General features: G+C 32.7%; 12 protein-coding genes, 1 pseudogene and 1 riboswitch. Of the genes and pseudogenes, 8 read left to right on the top strand and 5 right to left on the bottom strand.

What is annotated here, in order from left to right:
• The first annotated feature begins 273 nt into the window (after positions 1-273).
• The 5 genes and pseudogenes from K8354_RS12640 to K8354_RS12655 all read left to right on the top strand — a co-directional run bounded on the left by K8354_RS12640 (position 274) and on the right by K8354_RS12655 (position 3,321).
• Complete coding sequence (locus K8354_RS12640; RefSeq protein ID WP_223440393.1) at positions 274-2,163, top strand: alpha-1,3-galactosidase-related protein; 1,890 nt, start codon at positions 274-276, stop codon at positions 2,161-2,163.
• Between the two features lie 224 nt (positions 2,164-2,387).
• Complete coding sequence (locus tag K8354_RS12645) at positions 2,388-2,537, top strand: hypothetical protein (RefSeq protein ID WP_223440395.1); 150 nt, start codon at positions 2,388-2,390, stop codon at positions 2,535-2,537.
• 11 nt (positions 2,538-2,548) lie between these two features.
• Positions 2,549-2,914 (top strand): annotated as a pseudogene (locus tag K8354_RS12650) (glycoside hydrolase family 2 TIM barrel-domain containing protein).
• Positions 2,915-3,003: 89 nt separating this feature from the next.
• Positions 3,004-3,135, top strand: a complete 132-nt coding sequence (locus K8354_RS18710) for a hypothetical protein (protein WP_302850509.1) — start codon at positions 3,004-3,006, stop codon at positions 3,133-3,135.
• Between the two features lie 3 nt (positions 3,136-3,138).
• Complete coding sequence (locus tag K8354_RS12655; protein WP_223440397.1) at positions 3,139-3,321, top strand: hypothetical protein; 183 nt, start codon at positions 3,139-3,141, stop codon at positions 3,319-3,321.
• 32 nt (positions 3,322-3,353) lie between these two features.
• Here the strand turns inward: K8354_RS12655 and K8354_RS12660 are convergent, their stop codons facing one another.
• The 5 genes from K8354_RS12660 to K8354_RS12680 form a co-directional block, all read right to left on the bottom strand.
• The gene (locus tag K8354_RS12660; RefSeq protein ID WP_223440399.1) at positions 3,354-4,574 is read right to left on the bottom strand and encodes an acyloxyacyl hydrolase; all 1,221 of its coding nucleotides are present in this window, start codon (positions 4,572-4,574) and stop codon (positions 3,354-3,356) included.
• Positions 4,575-4,617: 43 nt separating this feature from the next.
• Positions 4,618-5,784 carry a trans-sulfuration enzyme family protein gene (locus tag K8354_RS12665; RefSeq protein ID WP_223440409.1) on the bottom strand — a complete coding sequence of 389 codons (1,167 nt, stop codon included), beginning with the start codon at positions 5,782-5,784 and terminating at the stop codon, positions 4,618-4,620.
• A 150-nt stretch (positions 5,785-5,934) separates the two neighbouring features.
• Complete coding sequence (thrA, locus tag K8354_RS12670; RefSeq protein ID WP_223440412.1) at positions 5,935-9,336, bottom strand: bifunctional aspartate kinase/homoserine dehydrogenase I; 3,402 nt, start codon at positions 9,334-9,336, stop codon at positions 5,935-5,937.
• Between the two features lie 64 nt (positions 9,337-9,400).
• Positions 9,401-9,853: an OsmC family protein gene (locus tag K8354_RS12675; RefSeq protein WP_223440414.1), complete on the bottom strand. Its 453-nt coding sequence runs from the start codon at positions 9,851-9,853 to the stop codon at positions 9,401-9,403.
• 147 nt (positions 9,854-10,000) lie between these two features.
• On the bottom strand, positions 10,001-11,281 hold the full coding sequence (locus K8354_RS12680) for an O-acetylhomoserine aminocarboxypropyltransferase/cysteine synthase family protein (RefSeq protein ID WP_223440416.1): 1,281 nt from the start codon (positions 11,279-11,281) through the stop codon (positions 10,001-10,003).
• 193 nt (positions 11,282-11,474) lie between these two features.
• Positions 11,475-11,628: riboswitch (SAM riboswitch) on the bottom strand.
• Positions 11,629-12,061: 433 nt separating this feature from the next.
• On the opposite strand from K8354_RS12680, the gene metK reads away from it, so the two are divergent.
• The 3 genes from metK (at position 12,062) to K8354_RS12695 (ending at position 18,138) form a co-directional block, all read left to right on the top strand.
• Positions 12,062-13,318 (top strand): methionine adenosyltransferase, encoded by a 1,257-nt coding sequence (gene metK / locus K8354_RS12685; RefSeq protein ID WP_223440422.1) that lies wholly within the window; start codon positions 12,062-12,064, stop codon positions 13,316-13,318.
• 227 nt (positions 13,319-13,545) lie between these two features.
• A complete protein-coding gene (locus K8354_RS12690) occupies positions 13,546-15,297 on the top strand; it encodes an LruC domain-containing protein (protein ID WP_223440424.1) in 1,752 nt (583 codons plus the stop codon).
• Positions 15,298-15,660: 363 nt separating this feature from the next.
• A complete protein-coding gene (locus tag K8354_RS12695; RefSeq protein ID WP_223440426.1) occupies positions 15,661-18,138 on the top strand; it encodes a zinc-dependent metalloprotease in 2,478 nt (825 codons plus the stop codon).
• Positions 18,139-18,143 lie beyond the last annotated feature (5 nt).

An 18,143-nucleotide genomic window follows, 5' to 3' on the forward strand; every position in this document is an offset into this window, starting at 1 on the left:
CAGTTGTAAATGCACTTTTATAGACTTTACAAGATTTTAACTCATTAGGAGTCATAACAATTTATGTATAAAGCATTGTATAATTATTCACAATAGCAAGCAAAACAATATAATGATCGCTTTTCTACATATTAATCTGAACACAAATATGTTAGAGTAATCTGTTACATGATAGCTCAATTTTTTAATATGGAATAGAAAAAAAAGTATTACAAAAGCGCAAAATTATAGAAATACATTCTTGAAAATAATATTCTTTAAAACAAAAAAATTATGGCAAATATTAAAAATAACTTAATCCAACTGTTCTTGTTAATGATAACTGGGTCAATATTTACTCAGGAGTTTAAACTAAGTAATTATCTAAAAGAAACAGAAAAAGATGCAACGCTTTCAGTAATTACCATGTTACAGGATGCCTCAAAATATAAAAACAGTTTAATAATCATTGAAAAAGGTACCTATCATTTTTATCCCGAAAAAGCGTATGAACAATATAGTTTTATTACAAATCATGACAATTCTTTAAGAAGAATCGCATTTCCTATAAATGACTTTAACGGATTAACAATTAATGCCAAAGGAGCCAAGTTTATCTTTCATGGTGTAATGATGCCTTTTAATATAGAAAACTCAAAAAATATCGATATTTCTGGCCTCACCATTGATTGGCACCTCCCTCTGCATGGCGAAGGTCTTATTGAAGCGAATGACACCATCAACAACACCTTTGATATTAGACTTGCTGAAAACATGCCATACACAATCCGTAATGAACAACTTTTCTTTATTAAAGAAGGTTTTGAACATGATTTGGCTCATGCCATCTTGTTCGATCCAAAACGTAAAGCAGTAGCATACAAAACCTCTAAATACACACCTTTAAAAATAACAAATCCTATTAAAATCCGAAACAAAGATAAGTTTGATTTTAACAATTATATAGATTTTAGAATTCCAGAATATGAGAAACAAAACCAAGAATATGCAATAAAAGCTAAAGAAATAGCACCTGGCTTAATTAGAATCTACAGCAATAATAAAAAGTTATTACCTCCGGTAGGCATGGTTTTAGTTTGTAAAGGAAGGTTTGGAAAAGATAGGATTGCTAATGCTTTCTATATTCATAAAAGCAGTAATATTAAACTTCGAAACCTTACTATTAATTATGCAGGAGGAATGGGCATTCTTGGTGAACGTAGTAAAGATATTACATTAGAAAGCGTTAACATATTAACAAATCCCGAAAATAATCTTATGGTATCAACGACCGCAGATGCAACACATTTTTCTAGTTGTAAAGGTAAAATTGTAATCAACAATTGCGATTTTAAACATCAGCTCGATGATGCAATAAATGTCCATGGCGCCTATGTTCTAGTTGAAGACGTGCTTGCTCCCAATAAAATAGGTGTAAGAATAGGACACTTTCAGCAAGCTGGATTTCAATTTGCCGAAACTGGAGATACCGTTGGGTTTATCAATCAACATAAATCTGCTGATGTAGCGTTTAAAGCCATTGTAAAATCGTATTATAAATTAAATAAGGATTACTATATCATTACCTTTCATAAAAAAATAGGACATAAACTCAATAAAGCATATATAATTGAGAACTTAGACTGGTATCCAGAAGTAACAATAACCAACAATATTTTTGCAGATAACCGAGCAAGAGGTATTTTATTAAAATCACCCAAAAAAACCATTGTAAAAAACAACTATTTTAGTAATATGATGCAGGCTATACTTATAAGCGGTGGTATAAACACCTGGTGGTATGAATCTGGTGGTGCCCAAGATATAACTATTGAAAATAATAATTTTGGAGATTGTAATTACGATGGAGGAAAAAGGCCTGTGATAAGTATTAGTGGCAAACTGAATAATAAAGGTAGAATGCTGGGTAAAATCATTATTGAAAATAATACATTCAATAATTTCAATCCTGCTATATTAGAAGCAACTGGAGTAAAACAATTGGAATTCAGTAAGAACACTATCCATAATTCAAAAACTTTTAAACCTACCTATCCTAGTGCATACGTTATAAAAATAAAACAGGTTGAAACCTTGAAAATAGAACAAGTAGAGATTGATACTGATTTTATCAATAGGATAAAAATTGAAGAAGTGAAAAAGAATTTATCTGATATTCGGTAAACGATTTTTGAATTACGAAACCATGTTAAAAAACCTGTTTTTACCATATAAAAAAGCACTTGAAAAATAAATACCAAAATTAATGATACTTAAAAAGCAATTCCATTATTCACAATTACACTCTTTATTACAGGGGGGCAATGTTTGCACAAGAACCATGAAAGCCAAAAAATTGAAATAATGGTCGCCTGAAAATCCAAATTTATATGATATAAAGGTAAGGTATGCAGGAAATACAAATTGGATTTAGAACACTTGAAGTAAAAGGAACCAATATTTTGGTGAATAAGAAATCTGCATTTTTACGCGGAATTTCCATTCATAAAGAAAATGGCATACGAGGAGGAAGAGCAAACTTGCGTGAAGATGCTTAGATGTTACTGGGTTGGCAAAAGAATTAGGATGTAATTATGTTCGTCTGGCACACTATCCTCATAACGAAAATATGACGCTTGTAGCTGACGAACTCGGCATAATGGTATGGTCAGAAGTTCCTGTTTATTGAACAATTCAATAGAAAAATCTAGATACTTATAAAAATGCAGCAGCCCAACTTAATGATATGATTAGACGCGACAAAAACCGCGCTTCTATCATTATTTGGTCCATGGCAAATGAAACACCAATCACCACAGAACGAAGGGAATTCTTAAAAAAAATGATTAATTCTGCCAAAAGTTTAGATGCTGTTCGCTTCATAAGTGCTGCATTAGAACGTCATTATAAAAAAGAACAGAGAATACTCACATAATTGAAAATCCACTTTTAGAATACGTTGATGCTGTCTCATTTAACGAATACATTGGGTGGTACGATGGAACGAAAAGTGTAAAACAGCCGGTGTTCGATTTTGAATTTGATAAACCAGTAATCATTTCCGAATTCGGTGCTGGTACTTTGCAAGGCTTACATGGTGATAAAACTGAAGTTTGGACAGAAGAATTTCAAGAGGATTTGTATAAACAAACATGATTAATGTTAGATAAGATTCCCCAATTAAGAGGATTAACCCCATGGATATTAGCAGATTTTAGATTACCGAGACGTGTTCTTACCAATATTCAAGACGGCTGGAATCGCAAGGTTTTAATTTCAGAAACGGGTAATAAAAAGAAAGCATATTATGTGCTGCAGGACTTTTACAAAAAAAAAAGCTAACCAGCAGTATAAACTATTTTTTATTGTCGATGTTAAAACGTTTTGCCAAAAGTAAATTGAAGCGGAATGGCAACACCATCGTTTCTAGTAAAAATATTACCATTTGAATAATGCATCAGACGCAATTCGAAATTATATTTTCTTTCTTTTCCAAAAAACAATCCAAAACCCATGGTATCATGATAGGTTACTTTAGGACCACTTTTAAAACCATCAATATCACTTTTGGTGATAAATGCCGGACCAATGATGGAATAATTTGTATAAAAATCATATGTTTTTTTTCTTAGTAAGTAGAATCTTACTACTGGAAAAATAGAAAATGCAAATACATTTGATTGCCCAACTTCTGATTGAAAATAAGTAATACTAGTACCCCAATCTAAAGAAAAAATCTTTTCTGATCTAAAAAGTAATCGCTGATATGTTAAAGAAAAAGCATGTTGTGCCCTTACGGCTCCTACCCAAAAAATAGGAACTCCAAAACTCTCAAAATTACCAACGGGAAGACTCATAGCAAAAAATTGATTCACTCCAAATCCAAGGGCTCCTGTGCCATAACTCACCTGAAAAATATTCTTTGGAAAAAAGTATCCATTGTTGGTGAATGCTTCAGCAGTTTTATCATCAAGTTGTTGCAAATGATATTCAAAACCCAAAGTTGCTTGCGAAATAGAAGGCTGATTGTGTTTTAGAGCTTTTGGTAAAAATGTTCCGCTTAAAGACAAGCGCCATTTATCATTTAAACGATATTGTAATCCAAACCCATAAATTAAACTCGCAAAATGCGCATCTTCATAAATTACTTGATCCTCGATAGAAAAACCAAATCGAGTTAGATTTGCAATTCCTGCCTCCGCATAAAAAGAAGTTTTATCATAGAGTTTAAAATCTTTTTTTAAAGATAAAGACCAAGCGTTAATCCAAACACTTCTCTCGTAACCAATATTATTTACATTATCATACTTAAACCAAGATGCGGGTCTCATCGTGCCAAATTGAAGAGACCAATTTTCCGTTATCTTATGACCTAACAACAATCTTCCAGAAAACCAGTTTCTACTAAAAGTTTCTGTTTGATATCCATCCATTAAATTAGCATTCGAAAAAGGATAAAAAATACCACCAAAATTTAAACTATAATACGAGTTGGCTAAAAAGTTGGTAAACTTAGTTTTTGGGTTTTCCTTTTTTTGAGAAAAACCATGCATTGTAAAAAACAATAGCATGATTAAGAGGTGTTTTTTTTTCAAAAGTGGGTCGAATTTCCTCAAATATAAGTATTCTAAAACTTTGCTAAAAATCTAAAGCTTGCGAAATATCTTCAATAATATCTTCAATATTTTCTAAACCGACCGAAATTCTTACCAATCCATCTGTAATACCAACTTCTAATCGATCGCTTTCTGACAAACGGCCATGTGTGGTAGATGATGGATGCGTAACAATAGATCTCGTATCTCCTAAATTTGCTGATAAAGAACACATTTTAATATTGTTTAAAAATTTTCTCCCAGCTTCGATACCTCCTTTAATTTCGAAAGCAACGATATTACCTCCTAATTTCATTTGTTTTTTGGCTATTTTGTACTGCGGATGTGATTTTAAAAAAGGATATTTTACAAATTTCACATGGGTATTTCCCTCTAAAAACTTGGCAACTTTTAAAGCATTCTTGCAATGTTTTTTAACTCTAACCACAAGCGTTTCTAAACTTTTTGATAAAATCCAAGCATTAAATGGCGACATTGCTGGCCCAGTATTTCTTGCGAATAGGTAAATTTCTCGCATCAACTCTTTCTTCCCCACAGTGACTCCGCCTAAAACTCTTCCTTGCCCATCAATTAATTTTGTGGCAGAATGAATGACCAAATCTGCTCCAAATTTAACAGGTTGTTGCAAATAAGGTGTAGCAAAACAATTATCAACAATAAAAATTAATTGATGTTTTTTAGCAATTTTACCAAGCAATTTTAAATCTAAAATATCTACTGCCGGATTTGTTGGCGTTTCAATATATAAAATCTTTGTGTTTTCTATAATCAAACTTTCTACCAAATGAACCTCATTTACTTTAAAATAAGAAGTTTCGATGTTCCATTTTGGTAAATATTTGGTAAACATATTATGTGTAGAACCAAAAACGGATCTGCAAGAAACCACATGATCTCCTGCTTTTAGCAACGCTGCAAATGTTGTAAAAATAGCAGACATGCCGGTGGCAAAAGCATACCCAGCCTCTGCCCCTTCCATCGCAACAATTTTATCTACAAATTCGGTTGTATTCGGATTTGTAAATCGGCTGTATAAATTCCGTTCTTTTTCTTCTGCGAAGGATGCTCTCATTTCTTCAGCATCGTCAAAAACAAAACTAGAAGTTACATATAAAGGTGTAGAATGCTCAGAAAATTGAGATCTTTCTGTTTGATTTCTAATGGCTTGTGTTTCGAAATGTTTGCTCATTGATTATAATCATTTGTCCTGCAGGGTCTTTTTTCGACCTTGTAGGTATTTCATTTATTGAAAAGTATCTACAAGATTTTTGGAAATCTTATAGAAGAATTACTAATATAAACTATACCTACAAGGTTTTTGAAACCTTGCAGGAAAACACTAATTATTATGTTTTGCCAGTCGTAAAATGTCTCCAAAAACACCTCTTGCAGTTACATTTGCCCCTGCTCCTGCTCCCTGAATTACGATGGGTTGCGCTCCATAGGATTCGGTATAAATTTCAAAAATTGCATCCGAACCTTTTAAAGCACCTAAAGGCGTAGTTTTTGGAATAGAAACTAATTTTACCTCTAAATTTCCTTTGTTTTTTGATAAATCGCCACTTAATTCGCCGATATACCGCAAAACGTGATTTGGTTTTTGACTGTCTTTTAGAGTCTTGTAATCCTTATTTAACAAGTCCAAATTTCTTAAAAAATTATCGGCAGAACCTTCTCTTAAATGTTCTGGAATTAAGTTTTTAATAACCACTTCATCCAATTCATTTTCCAAATCGAGTTCTCTTGCTAAAATCAGTAATTTCCTAGCAACGTCATTTCCACCTAAATCCTCTCTTGGATCTGGTTCTGTAAATCCTTTCTCAATTGCTTCTTTTAGCACCTTAGAAAAAGGAACATTTTCAGCAGAAAAATTATTAAACAAATAGCTTAATGAACCTGAAAACACCCCTCTAATTTTGGTGATATTTTCTCCGGATTCATGCAATAAACGAATGGTATCAATTAAAGGCAAACCTGCACCCACATTCGTTTCATATAAATATTGCTTTTTATGTTTTTTTAACTTCACCCTTATTTCTTTGTAAAAATCATAAGATAAGGTATTTGCAATTTTATTACAAGAAACCAAATCAAAACCAGCTTCTATAAAAGGAATGTAATTACTCACAAAATTTGCGCTTGCGGTGTTGTCAACAGCTATCAAATTTTCAAAATGATGTGTTTCTGCAAATGCAATAATATCTTTTACTGAAACATTCTCAACACCACTTTCTGATAGATTTTTTTTCCAGTTTTTAGAAACTCCATGCTTGTTTAACAATACTTTTTTAGAGTTTGCCACTGCAAAAACATTGAACTGAATTTTTCTCCTTTCTAAAATAGATAGTGTATTTTCTATAATTTGATCGATTAAGGTTCCGCCGACCAAACCTTTTCCAAAAATGGCAATGTTTATTTTTTTTGTCACTCCAAAAACCTGTCCGTGAATTACGTTAACGGCTTTGTGTAATTCGTTCTTCTTAACCACCAAACTTACATTTTTACCAGTAACTGTGTTATTGAATAAAAGTGGTACAATTTGGTTTTTGATCAAGGCATTATAAGGATGATGAAATTCACTTAAATCTTGACCAATAATTGAAATTACGGCTACATTATTAACAATAGAAATACGATTTACATCTTGCGAATAAAAGTCATTTTCAAATTCTTTTTCTAATGAATAAACAGCTTCTTGCGCCCTATCTGCTTCAATAATTATACCAATGCCTCTTTCTGAAGAACCTTGAGAAATAATACTGATACTAATATTTTTATCGCTTAAAACTTTAAAAATTCGTGCATCTACACCTACTTTGCCTAGCAAACCTCTACCTTCAAAATTTAGCAACGCAACATTATCAATTGTAGAAATAGATTTAATTCCTTTTGTAGACGATTCTGATGTAATTAACGTTCCTTGATCTTCTTTATTAAACGTATTTAAAATACGAAGATCTATGTTTTTTTCTAATAACGGAATGATGGTTTTTGCATGTAAAATAGTTGCTCCAAAATTGGCTAATTCATTGGCTTCCGAATACGATAATTGGGAAATCTTTTTAGCATCTGCAACCAAATCAGGATTTGCTGTAAAAATTCCGTTTACGTGTGTATAATTTTGCAACTCATCCACATCTAAAAAATTAGCTAATAAAGAAGCTGTATAATTACTACCATTTCTTCCTAGAGTAGTGGTTTCTCCTTTTTTATTTGCTGCAATAAAACCTGTTACGATATGAATAATATCCTTATTTTCTTTAAAATAAGCAAGTACATTCTCTTTAGAAATCGGGATGATGGGTTGCGCGTTTCCAAAGTTTTCATCCGTAATAATTAAATCTCTAGCATCTGCTATATTTGTAGCAATGTTTTCTTTTTCTAATAAACTTGCTATTAATTTTACTGATAACAACTCGCCCTGCGCTAAAACTTCATCTTTAATTTTTTGACTATAATCCCCTAACAAAGAAACCCCTTCAAAAATGGTAGCTAATTTTATAAACTCTTCAGAAAAATCTACTTCTTTGTTTGGTACTTGTTGATATTTTTTAAACTTTTCAAACTTTGTTTTATACGCTGTTTTAGCAACAGCTTTCTTCAAAATAGCTTCTAAATCGTTGGTCGTATTCCCCCTAGCAGAAGCCACAACCGTAATTTTTTCTTTATTCTGATATTTACTTTTAATGATTTCTATGGCATTTTCTAAACCTTTTCCGTTGGCTAAAGACTTCCCTCCGAACTTAAGTATCTTCATTTTTTTCTTTCTATAATCTTTATTGAAAATTGGTTCAATAATCACCTGTAATTGATCATATTCGATTAAAAAAGCATCATGACCGTGCACAGAATTTATTTCATTATAGGTAACATTTTCTTTGGTCAATGCTAACTTTTTATGTGTTTGCTTATTTTCTTCTGCTGTGAAAAACAAATCAGAATCTACACCTATAATATGAATATCCGCTGTAATTGAATCTAGAATTTCTATATTTTTTTTACCGCCATCCGTTACATCAATTGACCTAAGTAATTGATTCATCAATTTATAAGACGATAATTGATACCGCTCTTGTAATTTTTTTCCGTGATGCAACAACCAACTTTCTACATTAAAAATACTAGAATTTTCTTTTTTAGAGCGCTGAAAACGTTCCTTAAAAGAGGCTGGAGTTCTATAGCACAGCATGGCATGCATCCTAGCATCATGAACCGGATTACTGGAATTTAGTAAAAACTGTTCTTGAATTTGGCAATTACCAATCAACCAATCTGTAGATTTCCAATCTGTGGCAACTGGAATAAAATGTTGGGTTAATTTTGTGTTTAAGACAACCATTTCCCAAGCAATTCCGCCTCCTAGAGAACCGCCAATTAAAGCAAAAAGTTTATGAATTTGTAACTGCTTCAATCCTAATAAAAAAATATGAGCAATATCTCTGGCAATAAAACTTTTATAATCATCAATTACAAAACCATCAAACCCATTTCCAGGGATGTTAAACCCTAAAATTGTGTAGGTATTTGTATCGATTGTTTTTTCGTTTCCAATAATAGCTGACCACCAACCTTTTTTACCAGCAACATCGCTGTTTCCTGTTAAAGCATGATTCACCAACACCACCGGAGCTGAACCCAATTCTTGACCAAACAATTGATAACTTAACTGAATATTTTTAAATAGCGTTCCGCTTTCTGTCGTAAAATTTTCTATGTTGATATGTTGTAATTTATTTTCCATATGATTTAACAAGGGAGCATGCTCCCTTGCTTTTTAGCCAGCTCACTTGCTTTTTTAGTTTATATTATTGAATTGCGTATTGCTTTTCTATATTGATTTTTATTGGAGTAACATTCAATAAATTGTCTTTTACTGGGCATCTTTCTTGAACTATTTTTAACCAAGAAACTAAGGTTTCAATAGGTGCATTTGTTTCTGGAATTAGTTTTAAGTTTATTGCTTTAAAACCTGCTCTTTCGTTATTAGAAATTCCAAATAATTTATCTGGATTGATATTTCCCGCTACTTCAATTTTTAATTTATCGATTGTAAAATCCAATTCTTTTGCCACTAAATGCCCAACAACATTTAAGCAACCAGCCAAACCTGCCAAAATATATTCTACAGGATTTGCGTTTTCATCTGTTCCTCCTAAATCTTCTGGCTCATCCACCACCAATTGAAAATTTCTTGTTTTTGCAATAAATTTTGCAGGAGATGAACTTTCTCCTTTTACTGTAAATATTAAATCGTTCATATTATTTTATTTAACAAGGGAGCATGCTCCCTTGCTTTTTAGCATGCTTCTTTGCTTTTTAGCAAGACCCCTTGTTTTTGTTTGTTGATGATTTCACTTTTTTACAACAGACTTAAATCTATTGCTATTGCTATTTTATACCAAAACTTATTTTGGAATTTCAGCAAAAGCCGCTGTTAAATCTGCTTTTAAATCTTCTAAATCTTCAATACCCACAGACAATCTAATTAAATCTTGAGAAACCCCTGCACTTGCTTGTTCTTCGACATTTAATTGCTGATGCGTTGTACTTGCCGGATGAATAATTAAAGATTTTGTATCTCCTATATTTGCCAATAAAGAGAATATTTTGGTTTTATCTGCAATTACTTCTGCAGCTTCAAAACCTTTTTTAGGACCGAAAGTTACAATACCACTTTGTCCTTTTGTTAAATATTTATCTGATAAAAATTTGTATTTACTGCTTTCTAATCCCGGATAATTAACCCATGCAACTTCGTCTTGCTGCTCTAACCATTTTGCCAATGCCAATGCATTTGTAGAATGTTGTTTTATTCTAACAGGTAAAGTTTCTAAGCCTTGAATAATATTAAAGGCGTTTATCGGACTTAAAGCACCTCCAAAATCACGCAATCCTTCTAAGATTAATTTAAAAACAAAGGAAGCTGCACCTAAAGTTTCATAATATTTTAACCCATGATATCCTGCAGAAGGTTCTGTAAATTCTGGAAATTTACCATTTGCCCAATTAAAAGTACCCGCATCTATAATGGCGCCTCCCATCGTAGTTCCTTGTCCGCCGATATATTTTGTTAAGGAGTGAATTACAAGATCTGCACCATGTTTAATAGGGTTTAACAATACTGGAGTTGCCACGGTATTATCAACAATAAAAGGAACTTCTGCTTTCTTTGCCTCTGCAGAAATTGCTTCTAAATCTAAAACATCTAATTTAGGATTCCCTAGAGACTCTACAAAAAACGCCCTCGTATTCTCTTGCACAGCTGCTCCAAAATTAGCTGCATCTGAAGCATCTACAAAGGTAGTTGTAATTCCGAATCTTGGCAAGGTTACACTCAATAGATTGTAGGTTCCGCCATATAAACTACTTGAAGCAACAATATGGTCTCCTGCTTTTAAAAGTGTTAATAAACCTGTTGAAATTGCTGAAGTTCCAGATGCGAAAACTACGGCTCCAATTCCGCCTTCTACAACTGCCAAACGATCTTGTAAAATTTGATTTGTTGGGTTGTTTAAACGGGTATAAATAAATCCTAATTCTTTTAATGAAAAAAGATTTGCAGCATGCTCTGAATTGTTAAAAACATAGGCTGTTGTTTGATAAATAGGAACTGCTCTTGCGCCTCCGTTTGCTGTTACGTCGTGTCCTGCATGCAACGCGTTGGTTGCTAATTTTAATGTACTCATTTTTCTGTTTTTTTTGAGTTAATTTAGATTCCCGCTTTCGCTGGAATAACATTTTCAAAAGAACACAATATTGCATATTGTGAATCAATTTGCGATTAAAACAAAAGTCAAATGCATCAATTTTTAATGATGTACCCACTAGAAAAATGTTATTAAGAAAAATAGAATGTTTCCATAAAAGGAACATTCTTTTTTGTTATCTATCCTTTATTGTTTGTCCCTGAAAATAAATTCAGCATAAAGAGTAGAATGTAGCACCTTCTTTGAGATACTGAATAGATTTCAGCATTTACAAAGGGTTGCTAAGGCTTCAATGGGTCTAATCCCTTCACCTTTCTTGATAACATTTCAATAAGTTCTTGAACTTTGTGAGCGCAAATATTGCAACAGAAAATATTAGTATCCAAACAAAATAGTATTTATTTTTAAAATAGTATTAATTTGATACTTTTTCATCTTTTATTTTATGTATTTCTTAAAAATATCAACTTTAAGTGTGCAAAAATCATTTATTGATGATGGTATCACAAATAATTATCACAAAAAAACAATAGACTTTAAATTTATAATGTATTTTTGCGACTTAACCAAGAGGAAAAATTTGAACTGATTGCAACCTCTAGTACTGAAATTAATTCAGTACCTAAATTGTAAAAGAATATCTATTTTAGAGATTCTGAAACAAGTTTAGAACAAAATGCTAAAGCAGTAATTCCATACTACTTTTAGCGACCTAGCAATCTTTTTTATATTCCTCAACAAACTTAAAATAAGATACTTATGTCATATTTATTTACCTCAGAAAGTGTTTCTGAAGGACACCCTGATAAAGTAGCAGATCAAATTTCTGATGCTTTAATTGATAATTTTTTAGCTTTTGATAAAAATAGTAAAGTTGCTTGCGAAACGCTAGTTACCACCGGACAAGTTATTTTAGCTGGTGAAGTAAAATCTGAAACCTATTTAGACGTTCAGAAAATTGCAAGAGATGTAATTAACAAAATTGGATACACAAAAGGCGCCTATCAATTCGATGGAAATTCTTGTGGAGTGCTATCTGCAATTCACGAACAATCTCCAGATATTAATCAAGGAGTAGATAGAGCCAATCCAGAAGAGCAAGGTGCTGGAGACCAAGGAATGATGTTTGGTTATGCAACCGATGAGACTGAAAATTATATGCCGTTGGCATTAGAACTATCGCATAGATTGTTAATAGAACTAGCAGCATTACGAAGAGAAAATGACGAAATTCCCTACCTAAGACCCGATGCTAAAAGTCAGGTAACTATTGAATATTCTGATGATAATGTACCTCAAAGAATAGATGCTATTGTCATTTCTACACAACATGATGATTTTGATGCTTCCGAAGAAGTGATGTTAACGAAGATTAAAAAAGATATTGTAGAAATTTTGATTCCTAGAGTAGTCGCAAAATTACCAATTCATATTCAAAAATTATTTACAGATAACATCACCTATCACATTAACCCAACAGGTATTTTTGTGATTGGCGGTCCTCATGGAGATACTGGTTTAACAGGTCGAAAAATCATTGTGGATACCTATGGAGGAAAAGGTGCGCATGGTGGCGGTGCTTTCTCCGGAAAAGACCCGAGTAAAGTTGATAGATCTGGAGCATATGCTACTAGACATATTGCTAAAAATTTAGTCGCTGCAGGATTGTGTAAAGAAGTTTTAGTGCAAGTTTCTTATGCTATTGGGGTTGCAAAACCTACGAGTATCAATGTAGACACGTATAGAACTTCTACGGTTGATTTAACCGATGGAGAAATCAGTAAAATTGTAGAAACTATTTTTGATATGCGTCCTTATTTTATAGAGCAACGTTTAAAATTAAGAACGCCTATTTATTCTGAAACTGCTGCTTATGGGCACATGGGTAGAACTCCAGAAATAAAAACTGTTACATTTTCAAACCCTATGGGAGAAACGATTTCTGAAGAAGTAGAAACTTTTACTTGGGAGAAATTAGACTATGTAGCTACTATAAAAAAAGCATTTAACTTATAAAATTCCCTGAAAAAAGCATAAAAAGAGGCTGTCTGAAAAGACAGTCTTTTTATTTTTTACATAATTTTAATCTTTACAAGTTACATTCTCTAATTACCATTCATCGACACATTATGGTAATTCCTTGCAACTAAACCCATAATAATCGTATTTTTCTTTCAAAATGACATTCCTAGAGTATCTTGCAGTCCATTAGAACATCATATTAATTTTACAGAATACAAACTATGAAAAATTTTAATCTTTATTTGTTATTAGCTTTTACGATAATTTTAAGTTCTTGTGTATCAAACCAGTTAGACATGCAGCAACCTGAGGAAACAGTAGTATCCGAAGATGCTTTACAAATGCTAGAAAACTTATCAATTCCAAATAATTTTAATTTTGATACCGAAAGAGTTGTCACATTAACGATAAATGACGCGACACCTCATGTAAGATATGATATGTATGCCTATTCAAATGAATATGGTGCCGAAGCTGAAAATATTTCTGAAGCCCTCAATAATTTATTATACTCTGGTAAAACAGACAACAGTGTTATTAATCATGTATTTAGCTTACCTAGCGTTTACGAGAAAGTATATGTAGTAAGAAAAGATGGACTTGAATATTCTTCAGAGATTTTAGATGTGTTAAACAATAAAATTAATTTAACAGTAACGTCAAATAAGTCTGCAAGTAAATCTGCCACTCGTTATAAATCTAACGGCAACCCTTGTACAGAATGTACCGACAATTTCTTTTTAAATAATGATTTTGAAGACGGACCAACACTTCCTAATAATTATATTATTACAGATGAAAATAATGTAGATGGTTGGTCTACAACAGCCTCAGATAATAAAATTGAGCTTTGGAAATCTGGCTTTAATGGCGTACCAGCTAAAAAAGGATCTTATTTCGCAGAACTAAATGCAAATAGAAGTTCAGCTTTGTATCAGCGTATTTGTACAAGTCCTGGTGCAGAGATCAGTTGGTCTGTATGGCATAGAGGTAGATCTGGCGTAGATAACGCGCTCGTTAGAATCGGAGAAAATTTAGCCACTGCAACCACTGAGGCAATTATGACCACTGGTAACACAGCTTGGGTTCAGTATTCAGGAACATATACGGTACCCGAAGGACAAGCAGACACTTATTTTATTTTTGAAGCCGTAGGCTCAGGAAGTTATGGTAACTTTATTGATAATATTCAAATCACAGAAAATAGTCCTGGTGATTGTACCGCAATAAGCAATAAAATGTATTACCCAACTGAGCTCACAAATGCAACTTTAGCATTCGAAGACTTATGGCCATATGCAGGCGATTATGACTTTAATGATTTAGTAATCAGTTACAATATCAAAACTCTTTTAAATTCAGAAAATAAGGTAACGCAAGTAAATTATAATTACACGGTAGAATCAATTGGAGCTAGTTTTAAAAATGGCTTTGGTATTGAATTAGAAGGCGTTTCACCTTCGGCAATTGCCAGTGTAACGGGACCGAATTTAACAGAAGGATTTATAACAAATAATGCCAATGGAACAGAACAAGGTCAACCCAATGCGGTAATTATTTTCTTTGACAATGCACATGTAAATGTTGGGATAAACAATACCATTTCCATAATATTTGAAACTCCTATAACCACAGCTGAATTAGGTACTGCTCCGTTTAATCCTTTTCTAATCATTAACAAAAACAGGCTTAAAGAAGTACATTTACCGAATAAACCAACTACCTATTATCCTACAACAACGACTATTGCAGTAGGACCAACCGTTAAAGATAGTGATGGTGATTTTAAAACACCTGCTGGTTTGCCTTGGGCTATTAATGTGGCAGGACAATTTAAGGCTCCAAAAGAAAAAATAATCATCACCGATGGCTATAACTTCTTTGCAGATTGGGCAACCTCAGGCGGCACTGTTAAAACAAATTGGTATCAAGATTTACCTGGAAATAGAAATAATGAAAACTTAAAAGATTAAAGTTAAACTTTTGCTAGGGCATTTAAAATGTAGAAACTTCAGATGAAAATTTCATTTGAAGTTTTTTTATGTTCATTATTTAAGGTAACTATCTATTACATAAATAATATTAACTGCACTAATTTTACAGAAAATTTCGATGCAATTAAATTTTAATTACATTCGTAAAACCTATGTATTATGCTATTTAAAGTATTAAAAAACTACAAAACAAAAATCTCTAATCACTTATAACCAAATTAAAACGAGCGTAACAATAGTACTTATTTGTCATAAAAAAATCATTTTGCTTTAACAAAAGTTTAAGGTTTATGCATTTATAGATTCAGTAATTTCGAAACCTAATTCAAATCAAATCACATTATGACAAACAAAGTACTATCGCGACTATTTATAGTTGCACTTGTTTTTGGTTTTTCTGTTGATGCACAAGCACAATTTTGGAAAAAGAAAAAGAAGGAAGAACCAAAAAAGGTAGCTCCAAAACCTAAACCTAAAAAAGGAGATATTCAACCCTATGGCAAAGTGGTTACCAAAGACCATAAAACTGATGATGGGTTATTTAAAATTCATACAGAAGACAGTAATTACTTGATGGAAATTCCTAATGATCTTTTAGGAAGAGAGATGTTAATGGTTACAAGAATTGCTAAAACAGCTAGTGGAATCGGATTTGGTGGCGGTAAAACCAACGAACAAGTTTTACGTTGGGAACGCAAAAACAAACAAATTTTATTAAGAGTAGTTTCTCATTCTGTGGTTGCGGATACAATGTTACCAGTAAATGAAGCTGTTGTAAACTCTAATTTTGAACCTGTTTTATATTCTTTTCCTATAAAGGCATTCAATAAAGATACAACAGGAGTTGTTATAGATGCTACAGCATTCTTAGCTGATGATGTAAAACCTATGGGCTTTCCTCAACGCTATAGAACCGCTTACAAAGCCTCTAGATTAGACAAATCGCGTTCTTATGTAGAAAGAGTAAGCAGTTACCCTGAAAATATTGAAATAAGACATGTAAAAACGTATTTTGCAAGTGCTCCTCCTTCAAACAGAAGTTTAGGTTCTATTTCTGTAGAAATGAGTAACTCAATGATTTTATTACCAGAAGAACCAATGAAGCGCCGATATTTTGACGAAAGAGTAGGATGGTTTGGCACAGGACAAACAGATTATGGTTTAGAAGCTCAGAAAAGTAAAACTGTTAGATTTTTAGATAGATGGAGATTAGAGGTAAAAGATGAAGATATCGAGAAGTTTAAAAGAGGAGAATTAGTAGTTCCTAAAAAACAAATTGTTTACTATATAGATAGAGCTACGCCTGAAGTTTGGAGAAAGTATATTAAGCAAGGTATTGAAGATTGGCAAGTTGCTTTTGAAGCTGCTGGTTTTAAAGAGGCTATTATTGCAAAAGATCCTCCAAGCAAAGAAGAAGATCCAGATTGGTCTCCAGAAGATGTTCGTTACTCTGTGGTGCGTTATTTAGCATCTCCAATTCCAAATGCAAATGGACCTCACGTTAGTGACCCACGTACTGGAGAGATTTTAGAGTCTGATATCAACTGGTATCACAACGTAATGAGTTTATTACGTAACTGGTTCTTTGTGCAAACTGCAGCCATTAATCCAGATGCACAATCTGTTGAGTTTAAAGATGAAGTAATGGGCCGTTTAATTCGCTTTGTTTCTTCCCACGAAGTTGGTCATACCTTAGGTTTACCTCATAATATGGGTTCTAGTGTTGCTTACCCTGTAGATTCTTTACGTTCTGCATCTTTTACTAAAAAATTCGGAACAGCACCTTCTATTATGGATTATGCTCGTTTTAATTATGTAGCTCAGCCAGAGGACAAAGGCGTTGCACTTATGCCAGATATTGGACCGTATGATAAATATTCTATCAGCTGGGGTTATAGACCAATTTTAGAGAAAACTGCAGAAGAAGAAAAGTCAATTTTAAACCAATGGATTTTAGATAAAGCAGGAAATCCAATTTATCGTTTTGGTCGTCAGCAAAGAGGTGTTGTAGATCCAAGTTCTCAAACAGAAGATTTAGGTGATGATGCTGTGAAAGCAAGTGACTACGGAATTAAAAACTTAAAGAGAATTATACTAAATCTTGAAAAGTGGACCACAAAAGAAGGTGAAACTTATGAAGAAATGGAAACAATGTATGGTCAGATTGTTGGACAATTTGCAAGATATATGGGCCATGTTTCTTCTAATGTGGGTGGTATTTATGAAAACTACAAAACTACTGATCAAGAAGGTGCCGTGTACACACACGTAGATAAAACGCGTCAAAGAGAATCTTTACAGTTTGTTATTGATCAATTATTTAAAACACCAACCTGGATGTTAGATAAAGATTTCTTTGCTAAAGTGCAATCAAGTGGAGTTTTAGAACAAGTTAGATCTTTACAAGTAAGAACTTTAAACGGTGTTTTAGATACTGGAAGAATGGCAAGAATGATTGAAAACGAAACCTTAAATGGAAACGAAGCTTATAATTTAGTTTCGATGTTTTCTGATTTGAGAAAAGGAGTTTGGTCTGAAATCTACAACGGCAGAAGTATCGATACGTATAGAAGAAACCTACAGAAAGCACATATAGATCGTTTGGCTTATTTATTAAATGATGCGCCAAATCAAAGAGGTCGTTTTGGATCTCCTTCTGTAAATGTAAGTCAGTCTGATATAAAATCTTTTGCAAGAGGAGAGTTAAATAGATTAAAGCGAGATGTAAGAAATGCAGCGTCAAGAGCTTCAAATACTACGTCACGTTACCATTTGCAAGATGTTGTCGCTAGAATTGATATGGCTTTAGATCCTAAATAATTGAA

The sequence above is a fragment of the Polaribacter litorisediminis genome (genome assembly GCF_019968605.1).
GTDB classification, from domain to species: domain Bacteria; phylum Bacteroidota; class Bacteroidia; order Flavobacteriales; family Flavobacteriaceae; genus Polaribacter; species Polaribacter litorisediminis.